This window comes from Streptomyces venezuelae (assembly GCF_008642375.1).
In the GTDB taxonomy this organism is placed as follows: domain Bacteria; phylum Actinomycetota; class Actinomycetes; order Streptomycetales; family Streptomycetaceae; genus Streptomyces; species Streptomyces venezuelae_G.
Genome location: NZ_CP029194.1, coordinates 812,233 through 836,208, shown reverse-complemented (window position 1 = coordinate 836,208; position 23,976 = coordinate 812,233). Strand labels below are relative to the sequence as shown.

Annotated in this window: 3 protein-coding genes and 1 pseudogene; all 4 read left to right on the top strand. The window is 73.4% G+C overall.

From position 1 onward, the window contains the following. Positions 1-336: 336 nt before the first annotated feature. Positions 337-14,283 carry a type I polyketide synthase gene (locus tag DEJ46_RS03675; protein WP_150274068.1) on the top strand — a complete coding sequence of 4,649 codons (13,947 nt, stop codon included), beginning with the start codon at positions 337-339 and terminating at the stop codon, positions 14,281-14,283. Further along, complete coding sequence (locus tag DEJ46_RS40705) at positions 14,280-17,624, top strand: type I polyketide synthase (protein WP_411757712.1); 3,345 nt, start codon at positions 14,280-14,282, stop codon at positions 17,622-17,624. Before DEJ46_RS03675 ends, DEJ46_RS40705 begins: the two co-directional genes overlap by 4 nt. Beyond that, the gene (locus DEJ46_RS40700; RefSeq protein WP_411757711.1) at positions 17,522-18,760 is read left to right on the top strand and encodes a polyketide synthase dehydratase domain-containing protein; all 1,239 of its coding nucleotides are present in this window, start codon (positions 17,522-17,524) and stop codon (positions 18,758-18,760) included. The genes DEJ46_RS40705 and DEJ46_RS40700 overlap by 103 nt, the downstream gene beginning before the upstream one ends. Then, positions 18,703-23,952: pseudogene (locus DEJ46_RS40695) on the top strand (beta-ketoacyl synthase N-terminal-like domain-containing protein); the annotation flags it as partial. The gene DEJ46_RS40700 and the pseudogene DEJ46_RS40695, both read left to right, overlap by 58 nt. Between the last annotated feature and the right edge of the window lie 24 nt (positions 23,953-23,976).

Here is a 23,976-nt window from a genome sequence, read left to right as displayed (position 1 = left end):
GTGCACGGCTAATTCCACTGGCGCTCGAAGGCTATCTCCGGTGACCTCACGAGGGGTTCAGCGAGGGGTAATCGACCGCCCATGAGTGACTCGGCGGTGAGTGGCTTCCCCAGGTCCGAGCCGAGTTACCAAGCATTTGCAGAACCTATTCCGCACATCTGTATGGTCGTTGACGTCAACAAAACCCGTGCCGATCCGCGGGGGCGGAAAAGCGGCAGCAGTTGGGAAAGTCCGTTGGGGGATTCAGTGACGAAGAGGCGGCCAGGCGTGACGACGAACGACGGGATTCCCGCGACGGCCGACGAGGCCCGCCCGTCCGGCGAGGCGACCCGTCCGATGAACGAGGCCATCGCCGTCGTCGGCATGTCCTGCCGCCTGCCGAGAGCCGCGAACCCGGCCGCCTTCTGGGAGCTGCTGCGGAACGGCGAGAGCGCCGTCACCGACGTGCCCTCAGGCCGGTGGGAGTCGGCGCTCGGGGGAGCGGTGGGGGCAGGGCGCGCAGAGGGAACAGGGCGCGCGGAGGATGAGGAGGGAGCAGGGCGCGCGGAGGGCGAGGAGGGAGCGGGGCCGGAGACGGGCGCGCCGCTGCCGGAGACCACGGGTGCGGACGGGGCCGGTGTCCGCCGGGGCGGCTTCCTCGACTCCCTCGACCTCTTCGACGCGGCCTTCTTCGGGATCTCGCCCCGCGAGGCCGCCGCCATGGACCCGCAGCAGCGACTGGTCCTCGAACTCGCCTGGGAGGCACTGGAGGACGCCGGAATCGTCCCCGGCACCCTCGCCGGAAGCCGCACCGCCGTCTTCGTCGGCACCCTCAGGGACGACTACGCGAGCCTCCTCTACCAGCACGGCGAGCAGGCCATCACCCAGCACACCATGGCGGGCGTGAACCGGGGCGTCATCGCCAACCGCGTCTCGTACCACCTCGGCCTGCACGGCCCCAGCCTCACCGTCGACGCCGCGCAGTCGTCCTCGCTCGTCGCCGTGCACCTCGCCTGCGAATCCCTGCGGGCGGGCGAGTCCACGACGGCGCTCGTCGCCGGCGTGAACCTCAACATCCTCGCGGAGAGCGCCGTCACCGAGGAGCGTTTCGGCGGCCTGTCCCCGGACGGCACCGCCTACACCTTCGACGCGCGGGCCAACGGGTTCGTCCGGGGCGAGGGCGGCGGAGTCGTCGTCCTCAAGCCCCTCGCCCTCGCAATCGCCGACGGCGACCGTGTCCACGGCGTCATCCGCGCCAGCGCCGTGAACAACGACGGCGCCACCCCGGGTCTCACCGTGCCCAGCAGGACCGCCCAGGAGCAGGTGCTGCGCGAGGCGTACCGCAAGGCGGCCGTGGACCCGGCCGCCGTCCAGTACGTCGAACTCCACGGCACCGGAACCCCCGTCGGCGATCCCATCGAGGCGGCCGCGCTCGGCGCGGTCCTCGGCGCGGCGCGCCCGGCGGACGAACCCCTGCTCGTCGGCTCGGCCAAGACGAACGTCGGGCACCTCGAAGGCGCCGCCGGAATCGTCGGCCTCATCAAGACGCTCCTCGCGCTCGGCCGGCGCAGCATCCCGGCAAGCCTCAACTTCCGTACGCCCCACCCGGACATCCCGCTCGACACCCTCGGGCTCGACGTGCCCGCCGGACTGCGGGAGTGGCCGCACCCGGACCGCGAACTCCTCGCAGGCGTCAGCTCGTTCGGCATGGGCGGCACCAACGCGCACGTCGTCCTCAGCGAAGGCCCCGCCCGGGACCGCCGCCGGCCCGGTCCCGGCGAGACCCCCGCGGCTCCCGCCGGCGACGGGGCCACCCTGCCCTTCGTCGTCACCGGCCGCGGCGGCGAGGCCCTGCGCGCCCAGGCCCGGCGCCTGTACGAGGCCGTCGAAGCGGACCCGGAGCTCGCGCCCGCCGCACTCGCCCGGTCGCTTGTGACCACCCGTACGGTCTTCACACACCGGTCGGTCGTCCTCGCCCAGGACCGCGCCCGCCTCCTCGACGGCCTCGGCGCCCTCGCCGCGGGGACGCCCGCGCCCGCTGTCGTCACCGGGACCCCCGCCCCCGGGCGCCTGGCCGTCCTGTTCAGCGGTCAGGGTGCCCAACGTACGGGCATGGGAAGGGAGCTGTACGCAGCCCACCCGGCCTTCGCGGCAGCCTTCGACGCCGTCGCCGCCGAGCTGGACCCCCTCCTCGACCGGCCCCTCGCCCAACTGGTCGAGGCGGGAGACACCCTCGACCGGACCGTCCACACCCAGCCCGCGCTCTTCGCCGTGGAGGTCGCCCTCCACCGCCTCGTGGAGTCCTGGGGCGTCACGCCCGACGTGCTCGCCGGCCACTCCGTCGGCGAGATCAGCGCCGCCCACGTGGCCGGGGTCCTCTCGCTCGGCGACGCCGCACGCCTCGTCGCCGCGCGCGGCCGCCTCATGCAGGCGCTGCCCGGGGGCGGCGCGATGGTCGCGGTCGAGGCGAGCGAGCAGGAAGTACTGCCGCACCTCGCCGGACGCGAGCGGGAGCTCTCCCTCGCGGCCGTGAACGGCCCGCGCGCGGTGGTCCTCGCGGGTGCCGAGCGAGCCGTCCTCGACGTCGCCGAGCTCCTCCGCGAACAGGGCCGCCGGACGAAGCGGCTCAGCGTCTCGCACGCCTTCCACTCGCCGCTCATGGAGCCGATGCTCGACGACTTCCGCCGGGTCGTCGAAGAGCTCGACTTCCGGGAGCCCCGCGTCAACGTGGTGTCCACGGTGACGGGCCTGCCCGTCACGGCCGGCCAATGGACCGATCCCGAGTACTGGGTGGACCAGGTCCGCAGGCCCGTGCGGTTCCTCGACGCCGTACGCACCCTGGAGGAGTCGGGCGCCGACACCTTCCTGGAGCTCGGTCCCGACGGCGTCTGCTCCGCGATGGCGGCGGACTCCGTGCGCGACCAGGAGGCCGCCACGACGGTCTCCGCCCTCCGCAAGGGCCGCCCGGAGCCCCAGTCGCTGCTCGCCGCTCTCGCCACCGTCTTCGTCCGGGGCCACGACGTCGACTGGACCGCCGCCCACGGGAGCGGCGGCACGGTGAGGGTGACCCTGCCGACGTACGCCTTCCAGCGCGAGCGCCACTGGTTCGACGGGACCGCGCGGACGGCGGCGCCGCTCACGGCGGGCCGACCGGCCACCACCGGCACCGGCACCGAAGCGGGTCCGGGAGCCGACGGCGGCAAGGGCGTGGGCGGCGGCGATCGGCTCGCCCGCCACGAGACGACCGAGCGCGTACGCGCACACGTCGCCGCCGTCCTCGAGTACGACGACCCGACCCGCGTCGAACTCGACTTCAGCTTCAAGGAGTTGGGCTTCGACTCCCTCATGTCGGTCGAGCTGCGGAACGCGCTCGCCGACGACACGGGACTGCGCCTGCCCAGCGGACTCCTCTTCGACCACCCGACGCCGCGCGCCCTCGCAGCCCACCTGGGCGACCTGCTCACCGGCGGGAGCGGCGAGACCGGCGCGGCCGACGGGGCACCGCCCGCGACCCCGGCGGACACCGCCGAGCCCATCGCGATCATCGGCATGGCCTGCCGCTACCCCGGCGGCGTCACGTCCCCCGAAGACCTGTGGCGGCTCGTCTCCGAGGGGCGCGACGCCGTCTCGGGGCTGCCCACCGACCGGGGCTGGGACGAGGACCTCTTCGACCCCGACCCCGACCGCAGCGGCAAGAGCTCGGTCCGCGAGGGCGGATTCCTGCACGACGCCGCCCTGTTCGACGCCGGCTTCTTCGGAATCTCGCCCCGCGAGGCCCTCGGCATGGACCCGCAGCAGCGGCTGCTCCTGGAGACGGCGTGGGAGGCCGTCGAGCGCGCCGGACTCGATCCCGAGGGCCTCAAGGGCAGCCGGACGGCCGTCTTCGTCGGAGCCACCGGCCTGGACTACGGCCCCCGCATGCACGAGGGTGCCGAGGGCGTCGAGGGCCACCTCCTGACCGGCACCACGCCCAGCGTGATGTCGGGCCGCATCGCCTACCAGCTCGGCCTCGCCGGACCGGCGGTCACCGTCGACACGGCCTGCTCGTCCTCCCTCGTCGCACTGCACCTGGCCGTCCGTTCGCTGCGGCAGGGCGAGTCGAGCCTCGCGCTCGCCGGCGGAGCGACCGTCATGTCGACACCGGGGATGTTCGTCGAGTTCTCGCGCCAGCGCGGCCTCGCCGCCGACGGCCGCTCCAAGGCGTTCGCCGACTCCGCGGACGGCACCTCCTGGGCCGAGGGCGTCGGCCTCCTCGTCGTCGAGCGGCTCTCGGACGCCGAGCGCAACGGCCACCCCGTCCTCGCCGTGATCCGGGGCAGCGCCGTCAACCAGGACGGCGCCTCCAACGGCCTCACCGCCCCCAACGGCCCGTCCCAGCAGCGCGTCATCCGGCAGGCCCTGGCCGACGCCGGTCTCACCCCCGCCGACATCGACGCCGTCGAGGCGCACGGCACGGGCACCCGGCTCGGCGACCCCATCGAGGCCGAGGCGATCCTCGGCACGTACGGCCGGGACCGGGGCGAGGGTGCACCGCTCCAGCTCGGCTCGCTGAAGTCCAACATCGGCCACGCGCAGGCCGCCGCGGGCGTGGGCGGGCTCATCAAGATGGTGCTCGCCATGCGCCACGGCCGGCTGCCCAGGACGCTCCACGTGGACCGGCCCACCACCCGTGTCGACTGGGAGGCGGGCGACGTCGAGCTCCTCACCGAGCAGCGGGAGTGGCCCGAGACGGGCCGCCCGCGCCGCGCGGCGATCTCCTCCTTCGGCATCAGCGGCACCAACGCGCACGTCGTGGTCGAACAGGCGCCGGAGACCGCGGACTCCCCCTCCGCCACCACCCCCGAGCCCGTACGCGCCCCCGTCGTCGTCTCCGCGCGCGACGCCGACGCCCTGCGCGCCCAGGCCGGCCGGCTGCGGACCTTCCTCGACGCCCGGCCGGACGTCACCGTGGCCGACCTCGGCCGGTCGCTCGCCGCCCGTACCGCCTTCGAGCACAGGGCCGCGCTCACCACCTCATCCAGGGACGAGCTGCTCGCCGGGCTCGACGCCCTCGGCCACGGGGAGCAGGCCACGGGCCTGGTCACCGGAGGCGCGGCCAGGGCCGGACGCACGGCCTTCCTCTTCACGGGCCAGGGCGCCCAGCGCGCCGCCATGGGCGAGGAACTGCGCGCCGCGCAACCCGTGTTCGCCGCAGCCCTCGACACCGTGTACGCGGCTCTCGACCGGCACCTCGACCGGCCTCTGCGGGAGATCGTCGCCGCCGGCGAGGAGCTGGACCTCACCGCGTACACCCAGCCCGCCCTCTTCGCCTTCGAGGTGGCGCTGTTCCGCCTCCTCGAACACCACGGCCTGGCCCCCGACCTGCTCACCGGCCACTCCGTCGGCGAGATCGCCGCCGCCCACGTCGCCGGCGTCCTCTCCCTCGACGACGCCGCACGGCTCGTCACCGCCCGCGGCCGGCTCATGCAGTCCGCCCGCGACGGCGGCGCGATGATCGCCGTGCAGGCGGCTGAAGCCGAGGTCGTCGAGTCCCTGAAGGGTTACGAGGGCAGGGTCGCCGTCGCCGCCGTCAACGGGCCCGCCGCCGTGGTCGTCTCCGGCGACGCCGACGCCGCCGAGGAGATCCGCGCCGATTGGGCCGGACGCGGCCGACGCACCCGCCGGCTGCGCGTCAGCCACGCCTTCCACTCCCCGCACATGGACGACGTCCTCGACGAGTTCCTTGGGGTCACCGAGGACCTGACCTTCGAGGAGCCGCGGATCCCCGTCGTCTCCACGGTCACCGGCACGCTCGTCACGTCCGGCGAGCTCACCTCGCCCGCGTACTGGGTCGACCAGATCCGGCGGCCGGTGCGCTTCCTGGACGCCGTCCGCACCCTGGCCGCCCAGGACGCGACCGTCCTCGTCGAGATCGGCCCCGACGCCGTCCTCACGGCACTCGCCGAGGACGCCCTCGCACAGCCGGAGGACTCGGGACACGCCCTCGGTGCCCCGGACGCCCGGGACGTGACGGTCGTCCCGCTGCTGCGCGCGGGTCGCCCCGAGGCCGAGACCCTCGCCGCCGGTCTCGCGACCGCCCATGTCCACGGCGCACCCCTGGACCGGGCGTCGTTCTTCCCGGACGGACGCCGCACGGAACTGCCCACGTACGCCTTCCGGCGCGCGCACTACTGGCTGACGCCCGAGGCCCGAACGGACGCCCGCGCCCTCGGCTTCGACCCGGCGCGCCACCCGCTGCTGACGACCACGGTCGAGGTCGCGGGCGGCGACGGCGTGCTGCTGACCGGCCGTCTCTCCCTGGCCGAGCAGCCCTGGCTGGCCGACCACGTGGTCGACGGCGCCGTCCTGCTGCCGGCCACCGCCTTCCTGGAGCTCGCCCTCGCGGCGGGCGACCACGTCGGGGCGGCCCGGGTCGAGGAACTCACCCTCGAAGCGCCGCTCGTCCTGCCCGAGCGGGGCGCCGTCCGCATCCAGGTCGGTGTGAGCGGCGACGCCGAGTCGCCGGCCGGGCGCACGTTCGGCGTGTACAGCAGCCCCGACTCCGACGGAGCGGCCACCGGTGACGACGCGCCCCGGGAGTGGACCCGCCATGTCTCCGGCGTACTCGGCGAAGGCGACCAGGCCACGGAGACGGACCACCCCCTCACCGCCGGGGACGGTTCCGCGGCCTGGCCGCCCGCGACGGCGACCGCCACGCCCCTCGACGGCGTCTACGACCGTCTCGCGGAGCTCGGCTACGGCTACGGCCCGGCCTTCCAGGGCCTGACGGGGCTGTGGCGCGACGGCGCGGACACGCTCGCCGAGATCCGGCTTCCCGCGGCGCAGCACGAGAGCGCGGGACTCTTCGGCGTCCACCCGGCGCTGCTCGACGCGGCGCTCCACCCGATCGTCCTGGGGAGCAGCGCCGGTGCCGACGCCGACGCTGTCGCGACCGACCGGATACGGCTGCCGTTCGCGTGGGCAGGGGTGACCCTGCACGCCGAAGGCGCCACCACGCTGCGCGTACGGATCACACCCACCGGCCCGGACACGGTCACGCTCCGCCTCACCGACACCACCGGCGCACCCGTGGCCACCGTGGAGTCCCTGACCCTGCGCGCGGTCGAGAAGGACCGACTCGGCACGACCGCCGGGCGCGTCGACGACGCCCTGTTCACGGTCGCGTGGACGGAGACCGGTACCCCCGAGCCCGCAGGGCGCGGAGCGGTGGAAGTCGAAGACCTTGCCGACCTTGGCGGCCTCGGTGACCTCGTAGAGCTCGCCGCGACGGACGTCGTCCTCCGGGCCGACCGCTGGGCGCACGACGGCGACCCGTCAGCCGCCGCGCACGCCGCCGTCCGGCGCGCCCTCGGCATCGTCCGCGAGTTCCTGTCGGAGCCGCTCTTCGACGGATCGCGGCTGGTGTGCGTCACCCGGGGCGCGGTCGCCGCGCTCCCCGGCGAGGACGTCACCTCCCTCGCCACCGCCCCTCTGTGGGGCCTCGTCCGCTCCGCCCAGTCCGAGAACCCGGGGCGTCTGGTCCTCCTCGACCTGGGCGAAGCCGAAGCCGAAGCCGAAGCCGACGCCGACGCCGAAGGCGGACGCGGACGCGAGGGCGAGGGCGAGGGCGAAGGAGCCGAGGTGCTGATCCGCGCGGCCGCCGCCGGGGACGAGCCGCAGCTCGCGGTACGGGACGGCCGACTGCTCGCGCCGAGGCTGGCCCGTGCCCGTACCGCCGCCCCCTCGGGCGAGGACACCGCCGGCGGCGTCGACCGCTTCGGCCCCGACGGCACCGTCCTCGTCACCGGGGGCACGGGAGGCCTCGGAGCGCTCGTCGCGCGCCACCTCGTGGCGCGTCACGGAGTGCGCAGGCTGATGCTCGTGAGCCGTCGCGGGGCCGACGCCCCGGGCGCGGCCGAACTGGGCGCGGACCTCACCGGGCTCGGTGCGGAGGTGGCGTTCGCCGCCGCCGACGTGGCCGACCGCGAGGGCCTGGCACAGGTGATCGCCGCCGTGCCCGCCGACCGTCCGCTGACGGCGGTGGTGCACACGGCGGGTGTCGTCGACGACGCGACGGTGGAGGCGCTCACGCCGGAACGGCTGGACGCGGTACTGCGCCCGAAGGTCGACGCCGCGTGGCACCTGCACGACCTGACGAAGGACCTGCGGCTCGACGCCTTCGTCCTCTTCTCCTCCGTCTCCGGCATCGTCGGCACCGCCGGCCAGGCCAACTACGCGGCGGCCAACACGGCCCTCGACGCCCTCGCCGCCCACCGCGCGGCCACGGGCCTGGCCGCCACGTCCCTGGCCTGGGGCCTCTGGGACGGTGCGTACGGCATGGGCGGCACGCTCGGTGCCGGCGACCTCGCCCGCTGGAGCCGCGCCGGAATCGACCCGCTCACCCCGGAGCAGGGCCTCGCGCTCTTCGACGCCGCAGTCTCCCGGGACGACGCCCTCCTCGTACCCGCCGGACTCCGCCCCACCGCCCACCGGGGTACGGACGGACAGCCTCCGGCACTGTGGCGCGGGCTCGTCCGGGCGCGTCCGCGCCGTGCCGCGCGGACGGCCGCCGAGTCGGCGGACACGTCCGGCGGGTGGCTGAGCGGGCTCGCCGCGCAGTCCCCGGAGGAGCGGCACAGCACGGCCGTGGCGCTCGTGACGGGTGTCGTCGCGGACGTCCTCGGGCACGCGGACTCCGCCGCCGTCGGGGCGGAGCGATCCTTCAAGGACCTCGGCTTCGACTCCCTGGCCGGCGTGGAACTCCGCAACCGGCTGAACGCCGCCACCGGCCTGCGGCTCCCCGCGACCACGGTCTTCGACCACCCCTCGCCGGCCGCGCTCGCGGCCCATCTCCTCTCCCAGGTACCCGGGTTGAAGGAGGAAGCGGCGGCGAACACCGTCGCGGCCGAGCGGATGGCTTCCGTCCGTGACGTCGCGACCGACGATGATCCGATCGCGATCGTGGGCATGGCGTGCCGGTACCCGGGCGGGGTGTCGTCGCCGCAGGACCTGTGGCGGCTGGTGGCCGAGGGGACGGACGCGATCAGCGAATTCCCGGTCAACCGCGGCTGGGATCTGGAGAGCCTCTACGACCCCGACCCCGAGAAGATCGGTACGTCGTACGTCCGGCAAGGCGGTTTCCTCCACGAGGCGGATCTGTTCGACGCGGACTTCTTCGGGATGTCGCCGCGCGAGGCGACCGCGACCGACCCCCAGCAGCGGCTCCTCCTGGAGACCGCGTGGGAGAGCTTCGAGAGCGCCGGCATCGACCCGGCGACCCTGCGAGGCACCAACACCGGCGTCTTCACGGGCGCGATGTACGACGACTACGCGTCGCGTCTCGCCGCCACCCCGGCGGAGTTCGAGGGCTTCGTCCTCGCGGGCACCCTCTCCAGCGTCGTCTCCGGCCGGCTGTCGTACACGTACGGCCTTGAGGGTCCTGCGGTGACGGTGGACACGGCGTGTTCGTCGTCGCTGGTGGCGCTGCACCTGGCGGCGAACGCGCTGCGGCGCGGCGAGTGCGACCTCGCGCTCGCCGGCGGAGTCACCGTCATGGCGGGTCCGCACGTCTTCGTCGAGTTCTCGCGACAGCGAGGCCTCTCGGAAGACGGCCGCTGCCGCTCCTTCGGCGCTGCGGCGGGCGGGACGGGCTGGGCCGAGGGTGTGGGGCTGCTCCTCGTGGAGCGTCTTTCGGATGCGGAGCGGAACGGGCATCGGGTTCTGGCGGTGCTTCGCGGTTCGGCGGTGAATCAGGACGGTGCCTCCAATGGTCTGACGGCGCCGAACGGTCCGGCGCAGGAGCGGGTGATCCGTCAGGCGCTGGCGAACGCGGGTCTGTCGGCTTCGGATGTGGATGCGGTGGAGGCGCACGGGACGGGTACGCGGTTGGGTGACCCGATCGAGGCGCAGGCGCTGCTGGCGACGTACGGCCAGGACCGGTCGGACGAACAGCCGCTGTATCTGGGCTCGTTGAAGTCGAACATCGGCCACGCGCAGGCCGCTGCGGGTGTGGGTGGCGTGATCAAGATGATCGAGTCCATGCGCCACGGCGTGCTGCCGAGGACGCTCCACGCGGATGAGCCTTCGCCGCACGTGGACTGGGAAGCCGGTGCGGTGTCCCTCCTCACGGAGGAGCGTGAATGGCCCGAGGCCGGGCGTCCCCGCCGGGCCGCCGTCTCGTCCTTCGGAATCAGCGGCACCAACGCGCACGTCATCATCGAGCAGGCACCGCAGCCCGTCCCCGCGGACGAGGGCGACGACGAGGGTGTCGTCACACCGGCCTCGGGCGTGGCTCTCCCGTGGATCCTGTCGGGACACGACGAGCGGGCCGTGAGTGCTCAGGCCGAGCGCCTCCACGCCTACGCGATCGAGCACCCCGAGGCGAGCGCCGCCGACATCGGCCTCTCGCTGGCCACGGAGCGCTCCCTGCTCGACCACCGGGCCGCCGTTGTCGGAACCGACCGGGACGAACTCCTGTCTGCACTCGGTGAGTTGGCGCGGGGCGAGGATTCGTCGGGCGTCGTCCGGGGCGGGGCCACGGCCACGGGCCGGACGGCAGTCCTGCTCACCGGGCAGGGTTCCCAGCGTCAGGGCATGGGGCGCGAACTGTACGACCGGTCACCGGTGTTCGCCGCCTCGTTCGACGCGATCTGCGCTCAACTCGACGGGCAACTGCCTCGTCCCCTCAAGGACGTTCTCTTCGCCCCCGAGGGGTCGGAGGACGCCGCGCTCATCGACCGTACGGTGTTCACACAGGCGGCTCTGTTCGCCGTGGAGACCTCCCTGTTCCGGCTGTTCGAGGCCCACGGCCTCGTCCCCGACTACCTCATCGGCCACTCCATCGGCGAAGTGACCGCGGCCCACCTGGCCGGGGTCCTCGATCTGGCGGACGCGTGCGTCCTGGTCGCCCACCGCGGCCGCCTGATGCAGTCGGCCCGGGCCGGCGGCGCGATGGCCGCGGTCCAGGCGAGCGAGGACGAGGTACGCGAGGCCCTCGCGACCTTCGACGATGCGGTTGCCGTGGCCGGAGTCAACGGCCCGAACGCCACCGTCGTCTCCGGCGACGAGGACGCGGTCGAGCGGCTGGTCGCGCGCTGGCGCGAGCAGGGCAGGCGGACGAAGCGGCTGCCGGTCAGCCACGCCTTCCACTCGCCGCACATGGACGGGATCGTCGACGAGTTCGTCACCGCCGTCTCCGGGCTCACCTTCCGCTCCCCGACGATCCCGGTCGTCTCCAACGTCACCGGGACCCTCGCCACCGTCGACCAGCTGACCTCGCCCGCGTACTGGGCACGCCACATCCGCGAGGCCGTGCGCTTCGCCGACGGGGTGCGGTACCTGGAGGGCGAGGGCGTCACCGAATGGCTGGAGCTCGGGCCCGACGGCGTTCTCGTCGCCCTGGTCGAGGACTGCCTGGCGAAGGAGGCGGGATCGCTCGCGTCCGCCCTGCGCAAGGGGGCGAGCGAGCCCCACACCGTGGGCGCGGCCATGGCCCGCGCGGTGCTGCGCGGATCCGGCCCCGACTGGGCGGCGGTGTTCCCCGGCGCACGGCGGGTCGACCTTCCGACGTACGCCTTCCAGCACCGGCGCTACTGGCTGGAGGGGCCGGCGGAGGCGCCGGGCGATGCGACGGCCCTCGGCCTGGCCGCTGCGGACCACCCGCTGCTCGGTGCGGAGGTCGCCGTGGCGGACCGCGACGGGTACCTGTTCACGGGACACCTCTCCACGCGTACGCATCCGTGGCTCGCGGCCCACGCGGTCGCCGGCTCGGTCCTGGTGCCCGGCACGGGCCTGCTGGAACTCGCGCTCACGGCAGGGGAACAGGTCGGCGCTGGCCACGTCGAGGAGCTGCTCCTCTCGGCTCCCCTGGTGCTGCCGGAGCGGGGTGGTGTGCAGGTGCAGGTCGTGGTGGGGGGTGCGGAGGAGTCCTCGGGCCGTCGTGGGGTGGAGGTGTACGGGCGGCTTGAGGGTGAGGGCTCGTGGGTTCTGCATGCGAGTGGTTCGGTGGTGCCCCGGGTGGTGGAGTGGGGCGCGGGTGGTGGTCTGACGGTGTGGCCGCCGGCCGGTGCTATCGAGGTGGAACTGGAGGGCGTGTACGGCCGGTTGGCGGCGCGTGGGTACGAGTACGGGGATGCGTTCCAGGGGCTGCGGCGACTGTGGAAGGGTGAAGGGGAGCTCTTCGCCGAGGTGGCTCTGGAGGAGGGGCTGCGGGCGGACGCGGGGCTGTACGCGGTGCACCCCGCGCTCCTCGACGCGGCGCTCCACTCCCTCCTCCCCGGCGTCGTCACGGCAGAGGGCCCCTCATGGCTGCCCTTCTCCTGGTCCGGAGTGGACGTCCAGGCAACCGGGGCCTCGGTGCTCCGCGTACGGCTCGCCCTGACCAACCCCGACCCGGACTCCCTCGTGGCGTCACTCACCCTTGCCGATGGGCTGGGTGGCCCGGTGGGGTCGGTGGATGCGCTGGTGCTGAGGCCGCTGTCGCGGGAGGCGCTGCGTGCGGCGGGGTCGTCGCGGGACGGGCTGTTCCGGGTGGAGTGGCGGCCGGTTCCGGCGACCGCCGGGGCCGGGGAAGCTGCCGACGAGGCGGACACAGTGCTGCTGGTACTGGATCCGGGGACGGCGGCCGGGAGTGGACCGGCCGAGGCGGCTCGGGGTGCCGTGACGGGCGTACTGACGAAGGTCCAGGAATTCCTGGCCGACGGGGAGCGTGCCGGGTCCCGGTTGGTGGTGGTCACCCAGGGCGCAGTGGGCGTCGAGGGTAGGGGCGTCTCGGATCTCGTGCACGCGGGTGTGTGGGGTCTGGTGCGTTCGGTGCAGGCAGAGCATCCGGGCCGGGTGGTTCTGGCCGACGTGGAGGACGAGGCGGACGTCGCCCTCGTGCTGGCGTCGGGTGAGGACCAGGCGGCTGTGCGGGGCGGCCGGGTGCTGGTGCCGCGTCTGGTCCGCGCGGATGTCAAGCCTGCGGAGGAGCCCCTGGACTGGGGCCGGGGCACGGTCCTGGTCACCGGCGCCACGGGCACGCTCGGCAGCCTTGCCGCACGCCATGTGGTGACCCGGCACGGTGCCCGCCGGCTGGTTCTGGTGAGCCGGCGTGGTGGGGAGGCTCCGGGGGCTGCGGAGTTGGCGGAGGAGCTGGCGGCTGAGGGTGCGGAGGTGGTGTTCGCGGCTGTCGACGTGGCGGATCGTGCCGCGTTGGCGGAGGTCATCGCTGCGATTCCGGCTGGGAGTCCTCTGGCGGCTGTGGTGCACACGGCGGGTGTGTCGGACGACGCGACTGTCGAAGCGCTGACGCATGAGCGACTGGATGCGGTGTTGCGACCCAAGGTCGATGCCGTGTGGAACCTGCATGAGCTGACGAAGGACGTGTCGCTGGATGCGTTCGTGGTCTATTCCTCGCTCGCGGGTCTTCTGGGCACGGCGGGTCAGGCGAACTACGCGGCCGGCAACACCTTCCTCGATGCGTTGATGGAGCACCGGAGGGCTTCCGGCCTCGCGGGTGTGTCGTTGGCGTGGGGTCTGTGGGCGGAGTCGAGTGCGCTGTCGGGGCATCTGGGTGAGGCGGATCTGAAGCGCCTGGCGCGTTCGGGCCTGCTTCCGCTGGAGTCGCAGGACGCGATGGAGCTCTTCGATGCGGCCACGTCGCCGGGTGCTGCGGATGCCGTCTTCGCGGTGACGCGGATGGACACGGCTGCTCTGCGGGCGCAGGGGAGCGAGTCGTTGTCCGCGATCCTGCGGGGCCTGGTGCCCCCGGCACCGCGCCGGGCGGCGGCCGGCACCGCCCCCGCAAGCGGAGCCCCGGCTCTGCCGGAGCGCCTGGCCGGCCTCGGCCGCGCCGAGCGGGAACGGATCCTGACCGACCTCGTACGCGAGCAGGTCGCGGGGGTCCTGGGTCATACGGATCAGGGTGCGGTGGAGGCGGAGCGGGCGTTCCAGGAGCTGGGCTTCGACTCGCTGACGGCGGTGGAGCTCCGTAACCGTCTCAACACCGCCACCGGCCTTCGCCTCCCCACCACCCTCGTCTTCGACCACCCCTCACCCGCCGCCCTCGCCACCCACCTCCTCGACCTCCTCTCCCACGACGAGATCGCGCCGGAGGAGCCCGTCCTGACGGAGCTGGCCAGGCTCAAGGCGGCGATCGGGGCCGTGGCCACGGACGGCGCCGCGCACGGGCGGATCACCGCCCGGCTGCGGGAGCTCCTCGACGTCGCCGACGCGGCGGCCGGAGCACCCGAGGCCGGCGCCCAGGCCGAGGACGAAGGCCGGGACCGGGACCTCACGACCGCGAGCGACGAGGAGCTCTTCGCGCTCTTCGACGACCTGGAGTGACAGGCATGACGAGCGCAGGACAGCAGTCGACGAGCACGAGCACTACACAACGGGGAGCTGAGAACACCATGGCGGGCGAGGACAAACTCCGCGACTACCTCAAGCGGGCGATCGCGGACGCCCGGGACGCGCGCAGGCGCCTGCGCGAGGTGGAGGACAAGGCCCAGGAGCCCATCGCGATCGTCGGGATGGCGTGCCGCTATCCCGGTGGGGTCTCGTCGCCGCAGGACCTGTGGCGGCTGGTGGCCGAGGGGACGGACGCGATCAGCGAGTTCCCGGTCAACCGGGGCTGGGACCTGGACAACCTCTACGACCCCGACCCCGACCGGCCGGGTACGTCGTACGGCCGTGAAGGCGGCTTCCTCCACGAGGCGGACCGCTTCGACGCGGGCTTCTTCGGGATGTCCCCGCGCGAGGCGCTCGCCACCGATCCGCAGCAGCGGCTCCTCCTCCAGACGGCTTGGGAGAGCTTCGAGAGCGCGGGACTCGACCCGGAGGGCCTGCGCGGCAGCCGCACCGGCGTGTTCACCGGCGTCATGTACAACGACTACGGATCCAGGCCCAACCTGCCCCCCGAGGGCTTCGAGGGCTACCTCTTCAGCGGCAGCGCGGGCAGTGTGGCCTCGGGCCGGCTGTCTTACACCTACGGCCTTGAGGGTCCTGCGGTGACGGTGGACACGGCGTGTTCGTCATCGCTGGTGGCGCTGCACCTGGCGGCGAACGCGCTGCGGCGCGGCGAGTGCGACCTCGCGCTCGCCGGCGGAGCGACGGTCATGTCGACCCCGGTCGCCTTCGTCGAGTTCTCCCGCCTGCGGGGTCTCGCGGCCGACGGCCGGTGCAAGGCGTTCGGCGCGTCGGCGGACGGCACGGGCTGGGCGGAGGGTGTGGGTCTGCTGCTGGTGGAGCGTCTTTCGGATGCGGAGCGGAACGGCCACCGGGTCCTGGCGGTGCTTCGCGGTTCGGCGGTGAACCAGGACGGTGCTTCCAACGGCCTCACGGCGCCGAACGGTCCTGCGCAGGAGCGGGTGATCCGTCAGGCGCTCGCCAATGCGGGTCTGTCGGCCTCTGACGTCGACGCGGTGGAGGCGCACGGGACGGGTACGCGGTTGGGTGACCCGATCGAGGCGCAGGCGCTGCTGGCGACGTACGGCCAGGACCGGTCGGACGAACAGCCGCTGTATCTGGGGTCGTTGAAGTCGAACATCGGTCATGCTCAGGCTGCCGCCGGTGTCGGTGGCGTGATCAAGATGATCGAGTCGATGCGCCACGGCGTTCTTGCGAAGACCCTGCACGTGGACGAGGCTTCGCCGCACGTGGACTGGGAGGCGGGCGCGGTCTCGCTCCTCACGGAGGAGCGGGCATGGCCGGAGACCGGCCGACCGCGCCGGGCAGCGGTCTCCTCCTTCGGATTCGGCGGCACCAACGCGCACGTGATCATCGAGCAGGCACCGCAAGCGCAGCCCGTACTCACGTCCGAAGGGGACGGCGACGAAGCCGTCGTCGCACCGGTCACCCCGCTCCCGGCCGTGCCGTGGCTGCTGTCCGGAAAGAGCGCCGACGCGCTGAGGGAGCAGGCAGCGCGCCTCGCCGCTGCACTGGAGACGGCTGGACCGAGCGCGTCGGGCGCGCTCGACGTGGGTTACTCCCTTGCGGTGAGCCGCTCCGCGCTCGAACACCGAGCGATGGTGGCCGGCAGGGATCGAGAACAACTGCTTTCGGCAGTACGGATGTTGGCAGCAGGCGAGACGACTCCGGGCGCCGTGCGGGGCGTCCGGAGCAGCGGAAGGACCGCGTTCCTCTTCACGGGGCAGGGTGCGCAGCGGGTCGGGATGGGTCAGGGGCTGTACGAGTCCTTCCCTGCTTTCGCGCGGGCGTTCGACGCGGTGGCGGCGGAGTTGGACGGCCATCTGGCGCGTCCCGTGCGGGAGGTGATCGCGGCCGGTGACGAGCTGGACCTGACCGGCTACACCCAGCCCGCCCTGTTCGCCGTAGAGGTCGCGCATTTCCGTCTCCTGGAGTCGTGGGGTGTGACACCGGACTTCGTCGCCGGTCACTCCATCGGCGAACTCGCCGCCGCCCACGTCGCCGGAGTCCTCTCCCTCAAGGACGCGTGTCTCCTCGTGGCGTCCAGGGCCCGCCTGATGCAGGCTCTGCCCGGCGGCGGTGCGATGGTTGCCGTCCAGGCGAGCGAGGAGGAGGTCGTCGCCCTGCTCGCGGGCCGGGAGAAGCGGGCCGCCATCGCCGCCCTCAACGGCCCCACGTCGGTCGTGATCTCCGGGGACGGCGACGCGGTGGCCGAGATCGCCGCGGAACTGGAGCAGCAGGGCCGTAAGACCAAACAGCTCACCGTCAGCCACGCCTTCCACTCGCCGCACATGGACGGGATGCTCGACGCGTTCGGCGAGGCAGCTTCCCGGCTCACCTTCGGCGCGCCCCGGATCACCGTCGTCTCCACCCTGACAGGGCGGCTCGCCGCCGGCGACGACCTGCGCACCCCTGCGTACTGGACGGACCAGGTCCGGGGCACCGTGCGCTTCGCCGACGCGGTCGCCACCCTCGTCGACGAGGGCGTCACCACCTTCGTCGAAATCGGCCCGGACGGCGTGCTCACGGCCCTGGCCGGGAGCCTGATCGACGGCCTGGGCGGCGCGGATGGCGCGGACGGCTTAGACGGCTCGGGCGGCTCGGGCGGCCTGGACGAGGGGAACGGCGCAGTCGAGGCCGCCGCCGTCCCCGTCCTGCGCCGTGACCGGCCCGAGGACCGGACCCTGATCACCGCTCTCGGCCGACTGCACGTCCGGGGCGTCCCCGTGGACTGGGCCGCGTTCTACGAGGGGACCGGCGCCCGGCGGGTCGGCCTGCCCACGTACGCCTTCCGGACCGACCGTTACTGGCTGGAGCCCGGCACCGTCGCGACCGGCGCGGAGGCCCTCGGCCTCGGGTCGGTCGGGCACCCGCTGCTCGGTGCCGCCGTGACGGTCGCGGGGGCCGAGGAGACCCTCTACACCAGCCGCGTCTCGCTGCGTACGCACCCGTGGCTCGCCGACCACGCCGTACTCGGCAGCGTTCCCTTCCCCGGCACCGCCTTCGTGGAACTCGTCCTGGCGGCGGGGGAGCAGGTCGGCGCGGGGCAGGTGGAGGAGCTGACGCTGGCTGCTCCCTGGTGCTGCCGGAGCGGGGTGGTGTGCAGGTGCAGGTCGTGGTGGGGGGTGCGGAGGAGTCCTCGGGCCGTCGTGGGGTGGAGGTGTACGGGCGGCTTGAGGGTGAGGGCTCGTGGGTTCTGCATGCGAGTGGTTCGGTGGTGCCCCGGGTGGTGGAGCGGGGCGCGGGTGGTGGTCTGACGGTGTGGCCGCCGGCCGGTGCTATCGAGGTGGAACTGGAGGGCGTGTACGGCCGGTTGGCGGCGCGTGGGTACGAGTACGGGGATGCGTTCCAGGGGCTGCGGCGACTGTGGAAGGGTGAAGGGGAGCTCTTCGCCGAGGTGGCTCTGGAGGAGGGGCTGCGGGCGGACGCGGGGCTGTACGCGGTGCACCCCGCGCTCCTCGACGCGGCGCTCCACTCCCTCCTTCCGGGCGTCGCCGACGAGGTCGGACAGGAAGGGTTCCCGTTCTCCTGGTCCGGCGTGAACGTCCTCGCGACCGGGGCCTCGTTCCTGCGGGTCCGCCTCGCGGCGACGGGACCCGACACCGTCTCCCTGAACCTTGCCGATGGGCTGGGTGGCCCGGTGGGGTCGGTGGATGCGCTGGTGCTGAGGCCGCTGTCGCGGGAGGCGCTGCGTGCGGCGGGGTCGTCGCGGGACGGGCTGTTCCGGGTGGAGTGGCGGCCGGTTCCGGCGACCGCGGGGGCCGGGGAAGCTGCCGTCGCGAACGATGCTGTGACCGTACGGCTCACACCCGGCGCCGGCGACGGGAGCGGTCTCGCCGAGGCGGCCCGGGGCGCCGTGGCGGACATGCTGGCCCGGGTCCAGGAGTTCCTGGCGGACGAGTCGTCCGCCGCCTCTCGGCTGGTGGTCGTGACCCAGGGCGGTGTGGGTGTCGAGGGTGAGGGCGTCTCGGATCTCGTGCACGCGGGTGTGTGGGGTCTGGTGCGTTCGGTGCAGGCAGAGCATCCGGGCCGGGTGGTTCTGGCCGACGTGGAGGACGAGGCGGACGTCGCCCTCGTGCTGGCGTCGGGTGAGGAGCAGGTCGCCGTGCGGGGTGGGCGCGTGCTGGTGCCGCGTCTGGTCCGCGCGGATCTCGCACCGGCCGAGCCGCCCGTGGACTGGGGCCGGGGCACGGTCCTGATCACCGGTGCGACAGGCGCCCTGGGTGCGGTGGCGGCCCGCCACCTCGTGCAGGAGCGAGGTGCCCGCCGGCTGGTTCTGGTGAGCCGGCGTGGTGGGAGGCTCCGGGGGCTGCGGAGTTGGCGGAGGAGCTGGCGGCTGAGGGTGCGGAGGTGGTGTTCGCGGCTGTCGACGTGGCGGATCGTGCCGCGCTAGGGGAGGTCATCGCTGCGATTCCGGCCGAGAGCCCTCTGTCGGCCGTGGTGCACACGGCGGGTGTGTCGGACGACGCGACCGTGGAGGCGCTGACCGCTGACCGGTTGGACGCGGTACTACGTCCGAAGGTCGATGCCGTGTGGAACCTGCATGAGCTGACGAAGGACGTGTCGCTGGATGCGTTCGTGGTCTATTCCTCGCTCGCGGGTCTTCTGGGCACGGCGGGTCAGGCGAACTACGCGGCCGGCAACACCTTCCTCGATGCGTTGATGGAGCACCGGAGGGCTTCCGGCCTCGCGGGTGTGTCGTTGGCGTGGGGTCTGTGGGCGGAGTCGAGTGCGCTGTCGGGGCATCTGGGTGAGGCGGATCTGAAGCGCCTGGCGCGTTCGGGCCTGCTTCCGCTGGAGTCGCAGGACGCGATGGAGCTCTTCGATGCGGCCACGTCGCCGGGTGCTGCGGATGCCGTCTTCGCGGTGACGCGGATGGACACGGCTGCTCTGCGGGCGCAGGGGAGCGAGTCGTTGTCCGCGATCCTGCGGGGCCTGGTGCCCCCGGCACCGCGCCGGGCGGCGGCCGGCACCGCCCCCGCAAGCGGAGCCCCGGCTCTGCCGGAGCGCCTGGCGGGACTGGACCGGCCCGACCGGGAGCGCGTGCTCCTGGACCTGGTGCGGGGGGTGGTCGCCGGTGTACTCGGTCATACGGATCAGGGTGCGGTGGAGGCGGAGCGGGCGTTCCAGGAGCTGGGCTTCGACTCGCTGACGGCGGTGGAGCTCCGTAACCGTCTCAACACCGCCACCGGCCTTCGCCTCCCCACCACCCTCGTCTTCGACCACCCCTCACCCGCCGCCCTCGCCACCCACCTCGTCGGAGAGTTCTCCGACGCGGACGACAAGGTGCAGGCCGTATCTGCCGAGCGGGGCGATTCCGCCCCTGACGCCGCCACCGCCGACGATCCGATCGCGATCGTGGGGATGGCGTGCCGGTATCCGGGTGGGGTGTCGTCGCCGCAGGATCTGTGGCGTCTGGTCGCGGAGGGGACGGACGCGATCAGCGAGTTCCCGGTCAACCGGGGCTGGGACCTCGACAACCTCTACGATCCGGATCCCGAGCGGATCGGTACGTCGTACGTCCGGCACGGCGGCTTCCTCCACGAGGCCGACGGCTTCGACGCGGACTTCTTCGGGATGTCCCCGCGCGAGGCGCTCGCCACGGACCCGCAGCAGCGGCTCCTCCTGGAGACCGCGTGGGAGGCCGTGGAGAGCGCCGGCATCGTGCCCGCCACCCTGCGCGGAAGCCGGACCGGGGTGTTCGCGGGCGTGATGTACCACGACTACGGCGTCGGCGCGCAGAACATCCCGGACGATCTGGAGGGCTACCTCGCCGCCGGCATCGCGGGCAGCGTGGCCTCCGGCCGCGTCTCGTACGCGCTCGGCCTCGAAGGGCCCGCGATCACCGTCGACACGGCGTGTTCGTCGTCGCTGGTGGCGCTCCACACGGCGGCGCACGCGCTCCGGCGGGGCGAGTGCGACCTCGCGCTCGCCGGCGGTGTCACCGTCATGTCCTCGCCCCTCACGTTCGTCGAGTTCTCGCGGCAGCGCGGCCTTTCGACCGACGGCCGGTGCAAGCCGTTCGCGGCTTCTGCGGACGGCACGGGCTGGGGAGAAGGCGTGGGTCTGCTGCTGGTGGAGCGTCTTTCGGACGCGGAGCGGAACGGCCACCGGGTCCTGGCGGTGCTTCGTGGTTCGGCGGTGAACCAGGACGGTGCCTCCAATGGTCTGACGGCGCCGAATGGTCCTGCGCAGGAGCGGGTGATCCGTCAGGCGCTCGCCAATGCGGGTCTGTCGGCCTCTGACGTCGACGCGGTGGAGGCGCACGGGACGGGTACGCGGTTGGGTGACCCGATCGAGGCGCAGGCGCTGCTGGCGACGTACGGCCAGGACCGGTCGGACGAACGGCCTTTGTATCTCGGGTCGTTGAAGTCGAACATCGGCCACGCGCAGGCCGCTGCGGGTGTGGGTGGCGTGATCAAGATGATCGAGTCGATGCGCCACGGCGTTCTTGCGAAGACCCTGCACGTGGACGAGCCCTCGCCGCACGTGGACTGGGAGGCAGGTGCCGTATCCCTTCTCACGGAGGAGCGGGCATGGCCGGAGACCGGACGTCCGCGCCGGGCAGCGGTCTCCTCCTTCGGGATCAGCGGAACCAACGCGCACGTCATCATCGAGCAGGCACCGCGGCCCGTGCCCGTACTCGCGTCGGAGGGGGACGGCGACGAGGTCGTCGTCGCACCGGCCTCCACGTTCCCGGCCGTTCCCTGGCTGCTCTCGGGGAGGACCGGTGAGGCGCTGGAGGCGCAGGCGGCACGCCTCGTCGCCTTCGCCGAGGCCGATGCGGCCCCCTTGGAGCATGTGGGCCGGTCGCTGGCGACGGACCGCTCGGTGTTCGAGCACCGGGCCGTGGTCGTCGGCGGCGACCGGGAGGCGATCGTCGCCGGGCTGCGTGCCCTCGCGGCCGGCGCCGAGGGGCCCGGCGTCGTCCGAGGCACCGCAAGGGAGTCGGTACCCACCGGATTCGTCTTCACGGGGCAGGGTGCGCAGCGGGTCGGGATGGGTCAGGGGCTGTACGAGTCCTTCCCTGCTTTCGCGCGGGCGTTCGACGCGGTGGCGGCGGAGTTGGACGGCCATCTGGCGCGTCCCGTGCGGGAGGTGATCGCGGCCGGTGACGAGCTGGACCTGACCGGCTACACCCAGCCCGCCCTGTTCGCCGTAGAGGTCGCGCATTTCCGTCTCCTGGAGTCGTGGGGTGTGACACCGGACTTCGTCGCCGGTCACTCCATCGGCGAACTCGCCGCCGCCCACGTCGCCGGAGTCCTCTCCCTCAAGGACGCGTGTCTCCTCGTGGCGTCCAGGGCCCGCCTGATGCAGGATCTGCCCGGCGGCGGGTCGATGCTCGCGGTACGCGCCGGCGAGGACGAAGTCGCCGGACTGCTCGCGGGGCGCGAGCACCAGGTGGGGATCGCGGCCGTCAACGGTCCCGCGTCCGTCGTGATCTCGGGAGATGCCGACGCGGTGGCCGAGATCGCCGGACGGCTGGAGGAACTCGGACACCGCACACGCCCCCTGACGGTCAGTCATGCATTCCACTCGCCGCACATGGACGGCATGCTCGACGCGTTCCAGCAGGTCGCGGAGGGCCTCACCTACCACGAACCGCGGATCCCGGTGGTGTCGACGCTGACCGGCCGGCTCGCCACCGGAGACGACCTGCGCACGGCCGCGTACTGGACGAACCAGGTGCGGGGCGCGGTCAGGTACGGCGACGCCGTCGCGACCCTCGCCGATCTGGGCGTCACCACGCTGCTGGAACTGGGGCCCGACGGCGCACTGACCGCGATGACCGACGGCATACGGCCGGAGGGCGCCACGACGGCGATGACCGCAACGACGGCGATGACTGCAACGACGGCGGTGCCGGCGATGACGGTCGTGCCGGCGCTGCGCCGGGGGCGGCCCGAGGCCGAGACCCTGCTCGCCGCGCTGGGACTGCTCCACACCCGTGGTGTACGGGTCGACTGGTCCGCGTTCTTCGGAGACGGCCGCGACCACCTGCACGTCGACCTGCCCACGTACTCCTTCCGGCACCGGCGCCACTGGCTGGACTCCGGTCCGGCAAGGTCCGGGGCCGGGTCCGGAGCCGGGACTGTCGGCTCCCAGCCCGCCGGCCCCGAGGCGGACCCGGGAGCTCACCCGTTCCTCGGCGGGCCCGTCGCCCTCGCGGGCTCCGGGGAGACCGTGTTCAGCGGCCGCGTCTCCCTGGCCACCCACCCCTGGCTGGCCGGACATGCGGTGCAGGACACCGTCGTCCTGTCCGCTTCCACGCTCGTCGACATGGCTGTTCGAGCGGGTGACGCGACCGGCGCGACGGTACTGGACGAACTGTCCCTGCGCGCGCCGCTCGCGATACCCCGCGACGGCGCGGTAGAGACACAGGTGAGGGTGGGGGCCCCGGACGCTTCCGGTCGGCGCTCCCTGGCCGTCCACGCGCGCCCCGACCGTCCTGGCGCCGCCTGGGCCCTGCACGCCGAGGGGCTTCTTGCCGGAGGAGGGGCCGGCGCGGATGAGCGGGACGAGGAGGGCGAGGAGGGCGGGTGCGCGGTGTCGGATTCCGGTGACGAGGAGACCGTACGGAACGCACCCGAGGTTCGCGTACCGGAGGAACTCCGCGCGGACGTATCACGGTTCGGTCTGCATCCGACCCTCCTCGACGCGGCCGTTCTCGGTCACCCGTTCCCGGCCGGCGACGCCGGTTCCGTACTCGTACCGGCGGAGTGGCGGGGGGTTCGGCTCCACGCCACCGGCGCGGAGACGGCCCGCGTACTCCTGGCGGAGACAGGGGAGTCGACCGCCTCCGTCCGGCTCACGGACGCCACGGGCCGACCCGTGATCACGGTCGAGTCGCTCGGCTATCGGGAGGTCCCGATGGAGGAGTTCGCTCCGGTGGACCCCGCGGGGGAGGAGCGGTCGGTAGACCCGGCCGGACCCGTCCGGCGCGTCATCGGGACCGCCGCTGTCGAGACGGCGACAGCGACCACGACCACCGGGAGCGCCGCTTCCGGGGCGACCGAGCCGTTCGCCGAGCTCCTCGCGGCCATGCCCCGGGAAGCGCGGCGCGAGGCGCTGCTCGATCTCGTCAGGGGTGAAGTGGCCACGGTTCTCGGTCACTTCGACCCGTTCGCCATCGAGCCCGAGCGGGCCTTCCAGGACCTCGGCTTCGATTCGCTGATCGCCGTCGACCTGCGCAACCGCCTCGGCAGGGCCATCGGTGCCGAACTCCCCGCGACGCTGGTCTTCGACCACCCGACACCCGACGCGCTCACCGGCCACCTCCTCGTCCATCTCGCGGCCGTACAGGAGGAGGCGAACGTCCGCTCGACCCTGGCCGGCCTCGACCACCTGGAATCGGCGCTGCCGGACATGGCCGGCGACGGTGCGCTCCGCGCGACCGTCGCGGCGCGACTCCAGGGGCTCCTCGTCCGGCTCACGGGCGAGGGGTGGCCGAGCGGCACCCCCGACCCGACCTCCCCGACCGGCCTGCCGGAGGACGACGGCGACCTCGCCGCACGCCTCGCGGACGCGACCACCGACGACCTCTTCGCCCTCATCGACGGCGAGTTGGACCCGTCGACCGACTGAACCGGTCCGCCGGCCGAAGCCGCT